Source organism: Agrococcus sp. DT81.2, from assembly GCF_049844935.1.
Lineage (GTDB): Bacteria > Actinomycetota > Actinomycetes > Actinomycetales > Microbacteriaceae > Agrococcus.
In genome coordinates, this window is the sequence record NZ_JBNCLZ010000001.1 from 30,139 (window position 1) to 45,877 (window position 15,739).

Genomic DNA, 15,739 nt, shown 5'->3' on the forward strand with positions numbered 1-15,739 from the left:
CGCCGCGAAGCGGCGCGCGTATCGAGACCCGGTTCAGAAGGGCAGCTCTGGCGATGGCCCGACGATCGTGCCCCAGAGCTCCTCGGTCGTGGCGAACCGTGGCCCGACCGGGTCGGGTTCGTCGACGTAGACCCGCCCGTCGGGGGAGGTCCACTCGAGCACCCCGTGGCCGAGCTGCCGGACGGTCCAGTGCCTGCCGGCGGCGAGGATGGCGCCCTTGAGCATGTGATGTCGGCGGCAGAGGTGGGCGAGGTTGCCGATCGTGGTGGTGCCGCCGTCGGCCCAGGGGATGGTGTGGTCGAGGTCGGCGTGCTCGGCCTTGGCGCAGCAGCCGGGCCATCGGCAGCGCTGGTCGCGCTCGCGCAGCAGCCGTCCGAGCTTCCGCGGCACCCGGTACCCGTCGACGGCGACCACGTGCCCCTTGACCGGGTCGGTGAACACCCGGGTCCACAGCTTCGTCACCCCGGCGAGGAAGCGGGCCGTGGCCGGGTCGACCAGCTGTCCGGTCCGCAGGCGGGCCGGGCCGCTGCCGTCGGCCCGGTCGTCGTCGCCGAGGAGGACGGTGGCGGGGATGACGATGCTGACCTGGGCGCGGATGCCGCGCAGCGCGGTATCGGTGGGTTCGCCGGTGAGGGCGAGGTCGCAGAGCGCGTCGGCGCGCCGCTGGTCGATCGTGCGCGGATCGTCGGGGTCGGCGGCGGCGCCCGCGCGAGCCATCTGGGTGACCCGGTCGAGGATGCCGTGGGCGAGGACGGTGGGGACGAGCGCGCGGAAGATCGACATGCCGTCGCCGAGGTCGGTGACGGTCACCTCCCGCTCGTCGCGGGCGGCGCGGTGCCGTTCCGTCAGCGGCTGCTCGAGCAGCGCCTCGAGCTGCCGGCGGGCGATCGCGCGCAGCCGGCCCGGCGTCGTGGTCTTCGCGTGGGGGAGGAGCGCCGTCTCGAACGCGGCCCGCGCCTCGGGCGTCTTGAGCGGTGCGCCGATCTCAGCGATCACCATGAGGTGGCCGCGGCCGATCGCGGCCTCGCCCCACGCGCGCAGCGTCGCGGGCCAGCGCTCGACGGTGTCCATCGCGTGGCCGACCTCGGCCTCGACGGTGCGGTCGCTGCGCCGCTGCTGCAGCGCGAGCTCGTTCGCGAGGTCGCGCATGGCGATGCCGGGGTCGAGGCGGGCCTCGGCGGCCTCGTCGATCGCGAGCCGGCCGAGCCCGGCGAGCAGGTGGGTGCGGATCGCCTGCATCGAGGCGATCGCCGCATCGACGTCGACCACCGCCCGCATCGCCGACGCGCGCACGCCCTCGATTGACGCCAGCGGCTCGACCGTCTCGAGCTCCTCACCGGTGACCGGCACCGCGACCGCGTCGCCCGGCCGCGGCCCGCGCAACCACAGCGGCCCCTCGAGCACCGCCGGATCCAGGGGCACCGGCACGACCCCGACCGGGACCTTCCTCGGTGCCATCGTCCTCGTCGACATGCGGGCACTGTCTCACGGGCCACTGACACGGAACGGCGCCTGTGGACAACGCAGAAGCGTCCGAGTTCGCCCCTCGTGGTGCCTCCGGTTGACCGCGGATGCGCTAGTCTGTTGCAGTTGCCTTCGGGCAGTTCGATCGCAAGATCGACGGGCTGTGGCGCAGCTTGGTAGCGCACCTGACTGGGGGTCAGGGGGTCGCAGGTTCAAATCCTGTCAGCCCGACGCAGTGACACATCAGCACAGCGTCGACAGTGAAGCCCTTCCTTCTGGAGGGGCTTCTCTGCGTTCCCGGCGGGATGGCGGTCGGCCAGGCTTAGGCCGCGCCTTCCTGCGCGACGGCGCGCCTTCGGCAGCACAGGATCGCCGGTGGATGAGCGAGCTGGACCGTGGGTGGCGGGCGGTAGCTTCCCGCCATGGCGCGGGAGCGGACCTACACCGACGAGCAGCTGCGGAGTGCGATTGGCGCGTCGACGTCTTGGCGCGGGGCGCTACGTGCACTGGGACTGAGCGCTACTTCCGCTGGAGCGATGCGGTCGGTGCGCTCCAATGCCGACCGACTGCAGATTGACTATGGCCACTTCACAGGTCAGCGTCGGTGGACCGAAGGCGACTTGCGCGCCGCGGCAGCCGGCGCCTGCAACTGGATCGATGTGATGGAGGCGCTGGGTCTCGAAGGCCCGCGCGCGCTCGCTCAGGTCAAAGTGCACTCCGTTCGACTCGGAATCGATGCCGCTCACCTGACAGAGCCGATTGCTACCACCAGAGCGAGTGGACCCGAGCCCGGTACTCAGCACGTCGCTCGTGCCGGCTCCCTCCTTGCCGCGGCGTGGTTCGTGCTCTGTGGCTACGAGGTCTCCTGGCCGCTCGAGCCGAGCCGCTACGATCTGCTTGTGTGCGGCGGTGCTGCAATTCACCGAGTGCAGGTGAAGACGACCACCGCGCGAGCAGGTGACACGTGGAAGGTCTATCTCTCGACCGCGCGGAGCGAGCGCAGAACGTACGCTCCGGACGAGATCGACGACTTCTTCGTCATCGACGGCGATCTCAACTACTACTTGATCCCCATATCCATCGTGGGCGGACTGCACGCGATCCACCTGAGCGCGTACCAGCAGTACCGATTGAAGCAAGCACGCTGAGCCTTGCTGCAGCTCACCTCGCGTGGTGGCGCTGCTCCATCGAACTGGGGTGGCGGGACCCCTTCATGTCGCGGCCGCGCGGTGAGAACATCACTTCTGTACGTCGGCGCTTCATGCTTGTCCGGCATCCACCGTGGCACTGGCTCGAGCGCTGACGTGAAGCAGGGGAGGACGCTTCATGGGCGTTGCGGTCGACGACATCGAGCTGGTGCCCGCACCGCGCGACAGCATCGTGGTCGGACACGACGGATCTGACGGCGCCGATCACGCGCTGGCCGAGGCGCTCGAGCTCGCCGATCAGCTGCGCGCGCCGGTCGTCGTGGTGCGGGCGTGGTCCATCGCCACGGCACCGCGACCGGCGAACTGGGAGTTCGGATACGTCTCGTCATTCGGTGAGTACGCCGCGGCGGTCCACGACGAGCTCGCGCGGGACTCGCGCTCCGCCGTCGACCAGCATCCCGGTGTCGCGGTGAGCTACCGCGCCGCGCACGCCAGCCCGGCGGCATGCCTCATCGACATCTCACGGGACGCCCGCATGCTCGTCGTCGGAACTCGCGGGCGAGGCGGCATCGCGGGACTAGTGCTCGGCTCCGTGAGCGAGCAGTGCGTGCGGCATGCGGCCTGCCCCGTGCTCGTCGTGCGGCCTCGCGCCTGATCCGACCTACCCTGGAGTCATCATCGACCGAAGGACCCGCCATGTGTCCCAGCGAAGCGCACGCATCACAGCCCCACGTCCCCAGCCCGGACGAGCCGAGCATCCCGGAGCTCGAGGCCGACCAGACGATCGCGCCGCGTCCCGAGGAGGAGATCGCCGACATGCTGCGTGCAGAGCCGGACGTCGAGGATCACCGCGAGCATCGCGAGTGAGGCGACCCGCGCTCAGGCCGCGACGATCGGCGTCGCCTCGACCTTCTCGCCCGGCGCCTTGACGGTTCGCCTCGTGTCGACCGCGATCACGAGGCCCACGATCACCATCGACAGCGCGATCGACGCTGTCACGTCGCTGAGGTAGTGGTACCCGAGGTAGATGCGCCCTGCCGCCTGCGTGACGATCATCACGATGGCCACCGTCACGGCGAGCACGGTGAACCACGTCCGCTGGATGCGGCTGGCCAGCAGGAAGGCGAGCAGCAGGAAGAAGTCGGAAGCGCCCAGCACGTGCCCCGAGGGGAACGAGAACGTGTGGTCCGCGCCGAAGAGCATGTCGGCGACGGGTGGACGCGGATGCTGGACGATCGGTGCGATGACGAGCGCGAGGGCCACGCCGGTGAGCATGCCGACCGCGAGCAGCAGCGGGCGCCACACGTGCTTCGCCGTGAAGGCCCAGATGGTCACGACCAGCAGCACGATGATCGGCAGCGCGACGGGACCGAAGATGATCGCGAGCACGATCATCGCCGCGGTGGTGTCGGGGGAGCGGAAGCCGTCGAACCACGCGTCGACGGGCACGTCGAGACGCTCGAAGCCGGTCTGGGTGAGCACGTTGATGAGCAGCGTGGAGAAGGCCGCGAGACCGACCACGATGAGCACGGCCGACGTCGCGTACAGCCGTCGGCGAGCCGCAGTGGAGAGGGAGCGCTCCTCCACCAGGAACCGCTCGTTCCATCGGCGCAGGCGCTCCCTGCGGGTCGGCGGCGATGTCATGAGCGGGATCGTCTCACAGCGGCCGCCACCAGCCGCCACCCCACCAGCAGCGCGAGCAGCGTCAGCGTCGCGACGACGATGAACGGCACCGCGGTCCCCTGCCCCGAGAGCGCGCGCAGCAGCATCCCGCCGGTGACCGTCACGGCCCAGACGGGCACGCCGGTGCGCAGCGGCGCCGACGGCGCGCGCCACGCCATGCTCACGAGCCAGCCCGCCGCCAGCGCGACGAGGAAGGGCCACGCCGTCGTCAGGAGCCCCAGGCCGCCCTCGCCGAGCACGCCCGACTCGTGGCTCGCCCGACCGATCGCGGCGAAGGCGACGACGAGCAGCGCGTCGATCGCGAACCGCACGGCGGAGGCCGCCGCGGAGCCCGCGAAAGGCGCGTCGGGGTCGGATGCGGGCACGACCCGACACTAGCGACCGCCTAGACGCCGAGCGGCGGAGCGTCGGACGCGGAGAACTCACAGCCCCATTCCAGGAGAACCGGTGCCATGCTTTCCCCATGGAAGTGGGGTACAAAATCGCCGGGACTCGGCCGACGCCATGATGGCGCCCGGCCCCGGAGGCCTCCACCCGCTGCCGCCGGTGGGGCGGACCTTCGTGGCCGGATTCGAGAGCACCCATCACCCGTCGGCCGGCGTCGACGCCGTCGACACCACAGGGCACAGTGAGCACTGGCAGCGCGACCTGGAGGATGTGGCGCGGGCCGGCGTGCGACTCGTGCGGTACCCAGTGCGGTGGCAGCTGGTCGAGCCGATGCCGGGCAGGTTCGACTGGGCTGCGACCGACCGGGTGCTCGAGCACCTGCGCGCCCTCGGCATGGAGCCGATCGTCGACCTCGTCCACCACACGACCTACCCCGACTGGCTCTCGGACGGCTTCCGCGGCGCCGACTTCGGCCCAGCGTTCGAGCGGTACGCCAGCGCCGTCGCGGAGCGGTACCCGTGGCTGGGCGCCTACACGCTGTTCAACGAACCGTTCGCGACGCTGTTCCTCGCCGGTCACCAGGGGCTGTGGCCGCCCTACGACCGCGGCATCGACGGGTTCCGCCGCCTGCTGCGGTCGGTGCTGCCCTCGCTGAGCCGAGCGGCGGAGACCTGGCGGACCCTGCTGCCGGATGCGCGCCACGTGTGGGTGGACACCGCCGAGCACCACACGGGCGTGGGCCCGGGCGCGGCGTACGCGGCGCTCGCGAACGACCGGCGCCACGTCGTGCTCGACCTGGCGCTGGGGCATGAGCTGGACGCGGACCGGCCCTTCCTGCAGCAGCTCCTGCGAGACGGCGGTGATGCCCTGCTCGACGTGCCGCCGCTGCGCGTCGACATGCTCGGCCTCGACTACTACTGCCACTCGGAGTGGTTCTACGACGAGGTGCGCGGTCACTCACCGTCGCCGCGGCCCGTCGGACTCGCCGCGATCGCCGAGCACTACGCGGACCGCTACGGGCTGCCCCTCATGCTCACCGAGACCAACATCCGCGGCCTGCCGTCGGACCGCACGACCTGGCTGCGCTACACGCTCGAGCAGTACGAGATCGCGCTCTCCCGCGGCGTCCCGCTGCACGGGTACTGCTGGTTCCCGCAGGTCGACTCCGCGGACTGGGACTCGCTGCTCGCCCGCTGCGCCGGCCGCATCGACCCGGTCGGCGTGCACTCGCTCCGCGCCGACGGCACGCGCGCACGCACGTCGTTCACGGATGCGTGGGAGGCCGCCGCCGCCGGCATGCCGGTCGAGCAGTTCCCGGCCGTGCGCCCGCAGCCGCCCTGCGACGCGCAGCTCGTCGGCATCCTGCCGATGCTCGACCACTGGCCGTGGCGGGCGCCATCGGCGGTCGAAGCCGTCCCCGCACTCCGCACCGACCTTCCCACCCTGCCGCAGCACCTTGAACCCAGGAGGACCGCCATGTCGGCCGCAACCCCGCACTCCACGACCCTGCCGGACCTGGTCGTGCTGTCCCATCTGCGCTGGTCCTGGGTCTGGCAGCGCCCGCAGCACATCATCTCGAGGCTCGCGGCCGAACGAGCGGAGCAGGGAGCCCGTACCTGGTTCGTCGAGGAGCCCGTCATCGACGACGTGCCGTCGGCAACGGTCAGCATGGAGCCGGTCGGCGATGTCATCCGCGTGCGGCTCGTCATGCCCGCATCCAGCTCCCCGGAGGTGCGCAACGCCGCGTTCCCGCTCGACCGCGGCTTCGAGGATCCGGCGGCGACCGGCTACGGCGACCTGCTCGCGGCGGCCCTGAGCGAGTCCGGCTCGACGCGGCCGGACGTCTGGCTCTACACGCCGATGGCGCTCGACATCGCGCAGCGGCTCGACGCGGGACTCGTCGTCTACGACGTCATGGACGACCTCGCCTCGTTCAAGGGCGCGCCGCCCGGCCTGGTGCTGCGCCAACGCCGCCTGCTCTCCGAGGCCGACGTCGTCTTCACAGGCGGGCCCTCGCTGCACCGCAGCATCCTGCGCCACCGCACCGACGACGTGCACCTGTTCCGGAGCGGCGTCGAGGCCGCGCACTACGCCCAGAGCAGGCGGCTGCGCGCGCAGCGCGAGCGCAAGGTCGCCGGCTACGTCGGCGTGATCGACGAGCGGCTCGACCTCGCGCTGCTCCGCGAGCTCGCCGAGCAGCTGCCCGACTGGACGATCCGCATCATCGGTCCGGTGGCGAAGATCGACGCCGCCGACCTGCCGAAGGCCCCGAACCTCGAGTACCCGGGCATGGCGTCCTATGACGAGCTGCCCGCGGTGATGGCGGGCCTCGATGTCGCCCTCATGCCGTTCGCGCTCAATGAGGCGACGCGCAGCATCAGTCCGACGAAGACGCTCGAGTACCTCGCCGCGGGGCTTCCGGTCGTGTCGACGAGAGTGCCGGATGTCGTGGCCGACTACGCGGACGTCGTGCACCTGGCCGACGACGGTGCCGCGTTCGCCGCAGCGTGCCGCAAGGTCGAGCGCGACGACTGCGCTGCACGCGACCGGCGCGCACATCCGCTGCAGGCACGGCAGGAGTGGGACGCGATCGCCTCGTCGATGGCCGCGCTGCTCGAGGCCGCCCGCATCGACGCAGTGGTCGAGGAGACGGCATGAGCGCCTGGCGGGAGCGGCTGCGGCTCACGCAGCTCGCCACCGAGCTCGAGCAGGCGCACGGCGACGGCGTCGCGGCCGCGTCCGCAGGGCTGCAGGACCCGGGCCTCGGCGCCGCGAGGCTCACCGGAACCGCGGTGCCCCTGCTCGCCGAGGCTGCCGTCAGCTCGGCGACGCCCTTCTTGAGGGCGCCACTGCTCTCCAGGCTCCACCGCGCTCGCCGGCTGCACACCGGCGCCGCGGGCGCTCCCTGTCCGACGTGCGGCGTGCCAGTGCCATGCCCGACCGCAGAGGCGCTGGACGCATGACCACCACCGCATTCGCATCGCCCCTCGACCTCGCCCGGCAGCTGGAGGCGGCCGACCTCGTCATCGTCGGCTCAGGCTTCTACGGGCTGACGGTGGCCGAGCGCGCCGCCGACGAGCTCGGCAAGCGCGTCGTCGTGCTCGAGCGGCGCCACCACCTCGGCGGCAACGCGTACTCCGAGGCGGAACCCCAGACGGGCATCGAGGTGCACCGCTACGGCGCCCACCTCTTCCACACCTCGAACCGGCGGGTCTGGGAGTACGTGCGGCGCTTCACCGACTTCACGTCGTACCAGCACCGCGTCTACTCGATCTCCGGCGGGCAGACGTACCCGATGCCGATCAACCTCGGCACGATCTGCCAGTACTTCGGCCGCAGCCTCAGCCCCGACGAAGCCCGCGCCCTGGTGCGCGAGCACGCCGGCGAGATCGAGGCGGGGGAGGTGCACAACCTCGAGGACAAGGCGATCTCGCTCATCGGCCGGCCGCTGTACGAGGCGTTCATCCGCGGCTACACCGAGAAGCAGTGGCAGACCGACCCGCGCGAGCTGCCCGCGGAGGTCATCAGCCGGCTGCCGGTGCGGTACACCTTCGACAACCGGTACTTCAGCGACACCTACGAGGGGCTGCCGGTCGACGGCTACACCGCATGGCTCGAGCGGATGGCCGACCACCCGCGCATCGACGTCGTGGTCGGCGTCGACTACTTCGGCATCCGCGACGCGATCCCCTCCGGCACGCCCGTCGTCTACACCGGGCCGCTCGACCGCTACTTCGACCACAGCGAGGGCCGGCTCGGCTGGCGCACGCTCGACTTCGAGGAGGAGGTGCTCGACATCGGCGACTTCCAGGGCACGTCGGTCATGAACTACGCCGACGCGGATGTGCCGTGGACGCGCATCCACGAGTTCCGGCACTTCCACCCCGAGCGCGAGTACCCGAACGACCGCACCGTGATCGTGCGGGAGTACTCCCGCAACGCCGAGCCGGGCGACGAGCCGTACTACCCGATCAACACCCCGCAGGACCGCGAGATCCTCAAGCGCTACCGGGCGCTCGCGGCAGCCGAGCCCGACGTCTACTTCGGCGGCAGGCTCGGCACCTACCAGTACCTCGACATGCACATGGCGATCGCGTCGGCCATGTCGCTGTTCGACAACCGGCTGGCTGAGCGCCTCACTCGGGAGGTGCGGATGGTCTGACGCGCCGGCGCGCGAGGGGCCCATTGACCCCGATCTTCGGCCCGGCGTACGGTGGCCCCGTCGGTGTGACGGGAAGCCGCTCGGTACCCGCATGCACACCAGCAGCGATCCGCTCGCATCGGTTGCCGGTGCCCGGCATCGGCCGGGATCCGCAGGCGCCGCGGCCGGATGCGCTCCCGGGCCGGGCGGTCCAGTCGCCCGGGCCGGTCCTTCCGCATCCATACGCCGGACCTCGGCTGTCTCTTGGAGCACAGGACCATGACGTTCCACACCCGGGCGGTTCCCGCCCTTGCCATCCCTCTCGCCATCGCGCTGGCGTTCAGCGCGGTGACTCCCAGCATCGCCTCGACCGACCACCACGACCCCCGTCAGGACGAGCCCGCCGCGGGCTCCGACGACTTCTCGTCGGAAGTGCTGACCTCGGGCCTGAGCGACCCGTTCGAGATCATCTACGGCCCAGACAGCATGCTGTGGGTCACCGAACGGACCTCGGGAGAAGTCACGAAGGTCGATCCCGTCGACGGGACCGCCACCACCATCCTCACGATCCCGGACGTCCTCGCCACGCCCGGCGAGCAGGACGGCCTGCTCGGCATGGTGCTCCACCCCGACATCCTGAAAGGTCAGGACCGCGACACCCTCCGCGACCACAACGCGGTCTTCCTCTCCTACACGTACGACGGCGACCCGGGCGACGCGATCGACCGGCGCCAGAAGATCGTCCGCTACACGTACGACCAGAGCGCGAACACGCTCGACGACCCGGTGGAGCTCATCAGCGGCCTCATCGCCAGCGACGACCACAACTCCGGTCGGTTGGTCCTCGGCCCCGACGGGAAGCTCTACTACACGATCGGCGACCGCGGGAACAACCAGGACTCGAATGCATGCCGGCCGAACCTCGCGCAGCGGCTGCCCACGGCCGACGAGATCGCGGCGGGCGACTGGACCGCCTACCAGGGCAAGGCGCTCCGGCTGAACCTCGATGGATCCATCCCGCGCCGCAACCCGACGCTCGACGGCGTCAGGAGCCACATCTTCACCTATGGGCACCGCAACGCACAGGGTCTCGTGTTCGCCTCGAACGACCTCCTCTACTCGTCGGAGCAAGGGCCGAAGAGCGACGACGAGCTGAACCGCCTTGAGAGGGGCGGGAACTACGGCTGGCCGTTCGTCGCCGGCTACAAGGACGACAGCGGCTACGTCTTCGGCGACTGGTCGGCTGCTCCCGGCTGCGGGACGACGGTGCCCTACGACGCGTTCGTCATCCCCGACGAGGTGCCGCAGTACCAGGAGTCGTCGTTCGACGATCCTGCCTTCGTGCAGCCGCTGCGCACGTACTACACCGTTCCATCGACGCACGACTTCACCGGCGAAGCCTGCGAGCCATCCGGTCTGTTCTTCATCTGCTACCCGACCATCGCGCCGTCGAGCCTCGACTTCTACGCGATGGATGCGATCCCCGGCTGGCAGGACTCGTTCCTGATGCCGACCCTCAAGGACGGCACCGTCTACCGGGTCGAGCTCAACGACGACGACATCGTCGGCGACAGCGAGCCGCTGTGGACGTCGGTGAACCGCTACCGCGACACGGCGATCGAGTCGAACGGCACGACGATCTACGTGGCCACCGACAGCGCCGGATTGGCCCGCGGAACGGACGGCGACGCCACGACCGAGCTGGAGGATCCGGGGTCGATCCTGGTCTTCCGGTACGACGGCACCGTCGGCGACTGACGAGGCAGGGGCCGCTCGCGGATGCTTGGAGCGCTATTGTTGGACTGAGCCCAACAATCCCACCGCCCGAGAGGGTCGAGCCATGCCCACGAGCGACCCCGTCGCCACCCTCGAGCACGTCACCGTCGCCTACGGCGCGACGCGCGCGCTCGACGACGTCAGTCTCGAGATCAAGCGAGGCGAGATCATCGGCGTCATCGGCGAGTCCGGCGCGGGCAAGTCGACACTGCTGGGCCTGCTCGATGCGGCCGAGCACCCCACCTCCGGCCGCGTCACCATCCTCGGCACCGATCCCGCCTCGCTCGGCGGCCGCGACATCCGCCACCTCCGGCGCCGCATCGGCATGGTCTTCCAGGGCTTCAACCTGCTCTCGAACCGCACCGTGCGCCAGAACGTCGCCCTGCCGCTCAAGCTGCAGCGCTCGATCGACCCGCAGCACGTCGACAGCCTGCTCGACTACGTCGGCCTCGCCGACCGAGCGGACCGCTACCCGGCGCAGCTCTCGGGAGGGCAGCAGCAGCGCGTCGCCATCGCCCGCGCGCTCGTCACCCGCCCCGGCCTGCTGCTCGCCGACGAGCCGACGAGCGCGCTCGACAACCGCACCACCGAGGGCATCCTGGGCCTGCTGGCCGACGCCCGACGTGACTTCGGCACCACCGTCGTGCTCGTCACCCACGAGCTGGAGGCCGTCGGCGCGATCTGCGACCGCGTCGCCGTGCTCGAGCACGGCACGCTGCGGAGCGTCTTCCCCGTCGCGAAGACCGACTACGGCCGCGAGCACGCGAGCTACCTCGCACACGCCCAGCGGGTGCTGGGCGCATGACCGACGCGCTCGCCTCCCTCGCCGCGAATGCCGACCAGATCGGCATCGCGCTCGCCGAGACCGGCTACATGCTCGCGTTCTCGCTCGCGGCCGCGGTGGTCATCGGCCTCCCGCTCGGCGTCACGATCTTCCTGGCCCGTCCGGGCGGCTTCCGCGAGCACAAGCCCGTCTGGCGGGTCGCGAACATGTACGTCATCGTCGTGCGGTCGTTCCCGTTCCTGCTGCTGGTCGTCTTCCTCATCCCGCTCACCCGCGCCCTGTACGGCACGACCTTCGGCACCGCGGCCGCGACCTTCCCGCTGTGCTTCGTCGGCGTCGCGCTCTACGCGAGGCTCGTCGAGCAGATCCTGCTCGAGATCCCGCCGGGCGTGCTGCACGCGGCGAGGTCGATGGGGGCGGATGCGCGGCAGACCGTGGCGCACTTCCTCCTGGTCGAGGGGCGGTCGGGCCTCGTCTACGCCCTGACCTCCGCCGCGATCAGCCTCATCTCGTACTCCACCGTGCTCGGCATCGTCGGCGGCGGCGGCATCGGCGACTTCGCCCTCCGCTTCGGTTACCAGGAGTACGACTACCCCCTCATGTACTCGATCATCGCGATCGTGATCGTCTGCGTGCTGCTCCTGCAGACCGTCGGCGAGAAGGTCTCGACCGCGCTCGACAAGCGCTGAACGCCAGCACCCACCAGAGAGGCACCCATGAGCTCCCACCCCCGGCACCGCATCCGGCTCACGGCCGCCGCAGCCGCGACCGCCGTCGCCCTGCTCGCGAGCGGCTGCGCGGCTGCTAGCGACGCCGACGCGCCCGTCACGATCCAGGTCGCGGCGACCGTCACGCCGATGACCGACGCCGTGGAGGCGGCCGCCGAGGTGATCGAGGAGGGCTACGAGATCGAGCTCGTGCCCGTCTCCGACTACGTGCAGCCCAACGTGCTCGTGCAGAACGACGAGATCGACGCGAACCTGGTGCAGTACGAGGCGTTCATGGAGGACTTCAACGAGCGCAACGGCGCCGACCTCGTCGTCGTGCAGCCCGTCTACGCGACAGTCGTCGCGTTCTACTCCCGCTCGCTCGGCTCGCTCGACGAGCTGCCCGACGGCGGCAGCGTCGTGATCGCCAACGACAAGGCGAATGTGGCGCGGGCGCTGCAGCTGCTGGCCGACAACGGGATCATCACGCTCGACCCCGCGGTGGAGCGCTACACCGCGCGGGTCAGCGACATCGTCGAGAACCCGCGCGGGCTCAAGATCACCGAGGTCGACCTGCTGCAGCTCAACACGGCCTACGACGAGGCCGATGCGGTCTACAACCTGCCGTCGTTCGCCCGGCAGATCGGGCTGACGCCCCAGGAGGACGGGCTGGTCGTCGAGCAGGACGAGCGGTTCGAGGTGTCGCTCGTCACACGCGCCGGGAACGCGGACGCGCCCGAGATCGCGGCGCTGCAGCGTGCGCTCACGAGCGACCACGTGCGCGAGGTGCTCGAGGGCCTCGGGGTGCCGGCGGCCTTCTAGGGAGCTCCACCCTCCGTGCTGCGCGTCAGAGGGCGCGCAGCACGAGCGCGGCGTTGTGCCCGCCGAAGCCGAACGAGTTCGACAGCACCGTGCGCGGCTCCGCGGATCGAGCCTCGCCGGCGACGACGTCGAGGTCGGGGAACTCGGGATCGTCGAGGTTGATCGTCGGCGGGATGACGCGGTCGCGGAGCGCGAGCAGCGACAGCGCCGCCTCGAGCGTGCCGGCGGCGCCGAGGAGGTGCCCCGTCGTCGACTTCGTCGACGTGACCGGCACCGCGCCGAGCGCCTCGCCGAAGACGGTGCGGAGGGCGGCGGCCTCCATCGCGTCGTTCAGCGGGGTGCCGGTGCCGTGGGCGTTGACGTGGTCGATGTCGGCGGGGAAGACGCGTGCGTCGTCGAGCGCCTGGCGCATCGCCGCGGCCGCGCCGCTGCCGTCCGGGCGCGGCGCGGTCGCGTGGAACGCGTCCGAGGTGACCCCGTAGCCGGCGATCTCGCCCAGCACGTCGGCGCCGCGGCGCCGCGCGTGCTCCTCCGACTCCACGAGCAGCGCCGTCGCGCCCGCGGACATGACGAACCCGCTGCGCCCGCGATCGAAGGGCCGCGATGCGCGCGACGGGTCGTCGGCGTGCCCGGGTGCGAGCGCGCCGAGCATCGAGTTGACGGCGAGGTTTACGCGGTTGAGGCAGTCGTCGGCGCCCACGACGAGCACCGCGTCGGCGTACCCGTGGCGGATCGCGCGCAGCGCGTCACCGAGCCCGACCGCCCCGCTCGCGCAGGTCGCCGAGGTGCCGACGCCCGGCCCGCGCGCTCCGTACCGCTCGCTCAGGAACGCGGCGGCCGCATCCGCCCCACCGTAGACCACGACGCCCGGCGGCACCCTCCGCGGCCCGTGCGCGTCGAGCGCGCGCACCGCCTCCTGCGTGAGCGACACGGCGCCGGAGCCGGTGGCGGCGGTCACGCCGAAGCGCGTCGGGTCGGCTGCCGTGAAGCCGGCCATCGCCTCGGCGGCGGCCGCCACGGCGTAGAGCGCGTGCCGGTCGAGACGCCGGGCGTCCGACCTCGAGACGTGCGCGAGCGGGTCGAAGCCGCGCACCTGCCCGCCCACCTTCACCGCGAGGTCCGAGACGTCGACGTCGACGAGCGCGCGGATGCCGCTGCGGCCGGCGACCACCGCATCCCACGTCGAGCGCGTGTCGAGCCCGTTCGGCGTCACGGCGCCGATGCCGGTGACGACGGCGCGCACGGTGCTCATGGCCGCTCCGCGGTGCTCATGGCCGCTCCGCGGTGCTCACAGCCGCTCCGCGGTGCCATCGGCGACGAGCTCCGCCACCGCGACCCGGCGGATCTTGCCGCCCGCCGTGCGGGGCAGCTGGGCCGCCCGGTAGTAGCGCTGCGGCACGAACTGGGGCGCGAGCAGTCGTCGCAGATCCTGCTGCATGCGCTGCTTCGGCGGCACGGTCTCGGCATCGCCCTCGACGACGACCGCGACGATCGATCCGAGCGACGCATCCGGCAGCGCCACGGCGCAGCACGACTCGCAGCCGGGCACGGTCGCGAGCGCCCGCTCGACCTGCGGCAGCGACACCTTGTGGCCGCCCGAGACGGCGATGTCGCCCGCCCGGCCGGCGAGCACGAGGTGCCCCGCCTCGACGGCGGCCAGGTCGTGCACGCTCGACCACCCCTCAGTGTCAGTGATGCGCTCGTCGCTCGTCGCCGAGACGTAGCGCTCGACGGCCGACGCGACGCGCACGTGGAGGGTGCCGACCTCGCCGTCGGGCACCGCCGCGCCGGCGTCGTCGCGCACGCTCACCTCGACGCCGTGGAAGGGCGTGAGCCGGGTGCCGTCACCCGTGTCGCTGAAGCCGATGAAGCCGATCTCGGAGGCGCCGTAGTAGCTCCGCAGCCGTGCGCCGGGCACCGCCGACTCGAAGACCGAGCGGATGCGCTCGCTCTGGTTCGCGCCGCCGGTGATGACCGTGCGGAGCGAGCGCAGCGCGTTCGTGCCCGCCGAGGACCGCTCCGCCACGGTCACGAGCGCGAGCAGCATCGCGGGCACGCCGACGAAGCGCTCGACCCGCTCCTGCTCGATCGTGCGGACGGCCGCGGCCGCGTCGAACCCCGACTGCAGGTGCAGCGAGCCGCCGGTCGCGAGCACCTCGACGAGCGCGTAGAGCGTGAGGCTGTACGACACCGGGCCGGGGGCGATCGTGGCCATGCCCTCCTCGGCGCCGAGGTACATGCGGCTGATGCGCACGTTGTGGTCCCAGCTGCCGCGCGAGCGCAGGAAGCCCTTCGGCAGGTCGGTCGTGCCCGAGGTGAACAGCAGCAGGAACGGCTCGTCGCGCGGGCGCACCTCGGGGCCGGCCGACGCGGGCGCCGCGGCGGCGAGCGCCTCGAAGTCACTCAGCGACACGGCCGTGCCGCTCCACGGCTCGAGCTCGGCGAGCGCGGCCTCGAAGCCGGCGTCGTCGGTGACGACGAGCGCAGGGTCGACCCGGCGGATCGTCTCGAGCCGGTGGGACTCCGGCCAGAGCGGGTCGAGCACGGCGACGATCGCGCGGAACGACGTCACGCCGCTGATCCAGCGAGCGACGTCGATGGCCCTCGACAGCGAGACCGCGACGATCGGCACTCCGCCGGTCTCCGCATCCGTGCGCCCGGTCGGCCGGTCGGCGAGCAGCTGCTCGATGCCGCTGCGGATGCGCGTGCAGGCGTCGCGCAGGTCGCCGTACGTCACGCGCTCCCCGTCCCCGGCGAGCGCGAGTCGACCGGGATCGGCGGCGGCGACCTCGATGATGCTGCCGGTGAACGTCACCCTCCGAGTCTA

15 protein-coding genes and 1 tRNA gene are annotated in these 15,739 nt (G+C 71.5%); 11 read left to right on the forward strand and 5 right to left on the reverse strand.

All coding sequences use genetic code 11. The features are described 5' to 3' along the window. Positions 1–33: 33 nt before the first annotated feature. Positions 34–1,473 (reverse strand): DUF222 domain-containing protein, encoded by a 1,440-nt coding sequence (locus tag ACLQ21_RS00150; RefSeq protein ID WP_425660253.1) that lies wholly within the window; start codon positions 1,471–1,473, stop codon positions 34–36. A 148-nt stretch (positions 1,474–1,621) separates the two neighbouring features. Between ACLQ21_RS00150 and ACLQ21_RS00155 the strand changes: the two genes are divergently transcribed. The 4 genes from ACLQ21_RS00155 to ACLQ21_RS00170 all read left to right on the forward strand — a co-directional run bounded on the left by ACLQ21_RS00155 (position 1,622) and on the right by ACLQ21_RS00170 (position 3,479). Further along, a tRNA-Pro gene (locus ACLQ21_RS00155) sits at positions 1,622–1,695 on the forward strand. 191 nt (positions 1,696–1,886) lie between these two features. Next, positions 1,887–2,612 (forward strand): group I intron-associated PD-(D/E)XK endonuclease, encoded by a 726-nt coding sequence (locus tag ACLQ21_RS00160; protein ID WP_425660255.1) that lies wholly within the window; start codon positions 1,887–1,889, stop codon positions 2,610–2,612. Between the two features lie 178 nt (positions 2,613–2,790). Further along, the gene (locus ACLQ21_RS00165; RefSeq protein ID WP_425660257.1) at positions 2,791–3,267 is read left to right on the forward strand and encodes a universal stress protein; all 477 of its coding nucleotides are present in this window, start codon (positions 2,791–2,793) and stop codon (positions 3,265–3,267) included. 41 nt (positions 3,268–3,308) lie between these two features. After that, positions 3,309–3,479, forward strand: coding sequence for a hypothetical protein (locus ACLQ21_RS00170; RefSeq protein ID WP_425660259.1), 171 nt, complete (start codon positions 3,309–3,311; stop codon positions 3,477–3,479). 12 nt (positions 3,480–3,491) lie between these two features. Here ACLQ21_RS00170 and ACLQ21_RS00175 read toward each other — a convergent pair whose 3' ends face one another. Together ACLQ21_RS00175 and ACLQ21_RS00180 are read right to left on the reverse strand one after the other, a co-directional pair. Further along, the gene (locus ACLQ21_RS00175; RefSeq protein ID WP_425660261.1) at positions 3,492–4,256 is read right to left on the reverse strand and encodes a phosphatase PAP2 family protein; all 765 of its coding nucleotides are present in this window, start codon (positions 4,254–4,256) and stop codon (positions 3,492–3,494) included. Then, complete coding sequence (locus tag ACLQ21_RS00180; RefSeq protein WP_425660263.1) at positions 4,253–4,660, reverse strand: DUF3054 domain-containing protein; 408 nt, start codon at positions 4,658–4,660, stop codon at positions 4,253–4,255. Before ACLQ21_RS00180 ends, ACLQ21_RS00175 begins: the two co-directional genes overlap by 4 nt. 196 nt (positions 4,661–4,856) lie before the next feature. Here ACLQ21_RS00180 and ACLQ21_RS00185 point away from each other — a divergent pair, with 196 nt between their 5' ends. The 7 genes from ACLQ21_RS00185 (at position 4,857) to ACLQ21_RS00215 (ending at position 12,912) form a co-directional block, all read left to right on the forward strand. Next, a complete protein-coding gene (locus tag ACLQ21_RS00185; RefSeq protein WP_425660265.1) occupies positions 4,857–7,340 on the forward strand; it encodes a family 1 glycosylhydrolase in 2,484 nt (827 codons plus the stop codon). Continuing rightward, positions 7,337–7,645 carry a hypothetical protein gene (locus tag ACLQ21_RS00190; protein ID WP_425660267.1) on the forward strand — a complete coding sequence of 103 codons (309 nt, stop codon included), beginning with the start codon at positions 7,337–7,339 and terminating at the stop codon, positions 7,643–7,645. Before ACLQ21_RS00185 ends, ACLQ21_RS00190 begins: the two co-directional genes overlap by 4 nt. Beyond that, a complete protein-coding gene (gene glf, locus ACLQ21_RS00195) occupies positions 7,642–8,844 on the forward strand; it encodes a UDP-galactopyranose mutase (RefSeq protein ID WP_425660269.1) in 1,203 nt (400 codons plus the stop codon). The genes ACLQ21_RS00190 and glf overlap by 4 nt, the downstream gene beginning before the upstream one ends. A 258-nt stretch (positions 8,845–9,102) precedes the next feature. Next, the gene (locus tag ACLQ21_RS00200) at positions 9,103–10,581 is read left to right on the forward strand and encodes a glucose/sorbosone family PQQ-dependent dehydrogenase (RefSeq protein ID WP_425660271.1); all 1,479 of its coding nucleotides are present in this window, start codon (positions 9,103–9,105) and stop codon (positions 10,579–10,581) included. 82 nt (positions 10,582–10,663) lie between these two features. Next, positions 10,664–11,404 (forward strand): methionine ABC transporter ATP-binding protein, encoded by a 741-nt coding sequence (locus ACLQ21_RS00205; RefSeq protein WP_425660273.1) that lies wholly within the window; start codon positions 10,664–10,666, stop codon positions 11,402–11,404. After that, positions 11,401–12,072, forward strand: a complete 672-nt coding sequence (locus ACLQ21_RS00210; protein WP_425660275.1) for a methionine ABC transporter permease — start codon at positions 11,401–11,403, stop codon at positions 12,070–12,072. Before ACLQ21_RS00205 ends, ACLQ21_RS00210 begins: the two co-directional genes overlap by 4 nt. 27 nt (positions 12,073–12,099) lie before the next feature. Further along, complete coding sequence (locus tag ACLQ21_RS00215; RefSeq protein WP_425660277.1) at positions 12,100–12,912, forward strand: MetQ/NlpA family ABC transporter substrate-binding protein; 813 nt, start codon at positions 12,100–12,102, stop codon at positions 12,910–12,912. 25 nt (positions 12,913–12,937) lie between these two features. Here the strand turns inward: ACLQ21_RS00215 and ACLQ21_RS00220 are convergent, their stop codons facing one another. Then, positions 12,938–14,164: a beta-ketoacyl-[acyl-carrier-protein] synthase family protein gene (locus ACLQ21_RS00220; protein ID WP_425660279.1), complete on the reverse strand. Its 1,227-nt coding sequence runs from the start codon at positions 14,162–14,164 to the stop codon at positions 12,938–12,940. Between the two features lie 36 nt (positions 14,165–14,200). Further along, positions 14,201–15,727, reverse strand: coding sequence for a class I adenylate-forming enzyme family protein (locus ACLQ21_RS00225; RefSeq protein ID WP_425660281.1), 1,527 nt, complete (start codon positions 15,725–15,727; stop codon positions 14,201–14,203). Between the last annotated feature and the right edge of the window lie 12 nt (positions 15,728–15,739).

Excerpts from the sequence above, each read along its gene's own strand:
- ACLQ21_RS00150 (WP_425660253.1), bottom strand. The coding sequence starts at position 1,473 with ATGTCGACGAGGACGATGGCACCGAGGAAGGTCCCGGTCGGGGTCGTG.
- ACLQ21_RS00160 (WP_425660255.1), top strand. The coding sequence starts at position 1,887 with ATGGCGCGGGAGCGGACCTACACCGACGAGCAGCTGCGGAGTGCGATT.
- ACLQ21_RS00165 (WP_425660257.1), top strand. The coding sequence starts at position 2,791 with ATGGGCGTTGCGGTCGACGACATCGAGCTGGTGCCCGCACCGCGCGAC.
- ACLQ21_RS00170 (WP_425660259.1), top strand. The coding sequence starts at position 3,309 with ATGTGTCCCAGCGAAGCGCACGCATCACAGCCCCACGTCCCCAGCCCG.
- ACLQ21_RS00175 (WP_425660261.1), bottom strand. The coding sequence starts at position 4,256 with ATGACATCGCCGCCGACCCGCAGGGAGCGCCTGCGCCGATGGAACGAG.
- ACLQ21_RS00190 (WP_425660267.1), top strand. The coding sequence starts at position 7,337 with ATGAGCGCCTGGCGGGAGCGGCTGCGGCTCACGCAGCTCGCCACCGAG.
- glf (WP_425660269.1), top strand. The coding sequence starts at position 7,642 with ATGACCACCACCGCATTCGCATCGCCCCTCGACCTCGCCCGGCAGCTG.
- ACLQ21_RS00200 (WP_425660271.1), top strand. The coding sequence starts at position 9,103 with ATGACGTTCCACACCCGGGCGGTTCCCGCCCTTGCCATCCCTCTCGCC.
- ACLQ21_RS00205 (WP_425660273.1), top strand. The coding sequence starts at position 10,664 with ATGCCCACGAGCGACCCCGTCGCCACCCTCGAGCACGTCACCGTCGCC.
- ACLQ21_RS00210 (WP_425660275.1), top strand. The coding sequence starts at position 11,401 with ATGACCGACGCGCTCGCCTCCCTCGCCGCGAATGCCGACCAGATCGGC.
- ACLQ21_RS00215 (WP_425660277.1), top strand. The coding sequence starts at position 12,100 with ATGAGCTCCCACCCCCGGCACCGCATCCGGCTCACGGCCGCCGCAGCC.
- ACLQ21_RS00220 (WP_425660279.1), bottom strand. The coding sequence starts at position 14,164 with ATGAGCACCGTGCGCGCCGTCGTCACCGGCATCGGCGCCGTGACGCCG.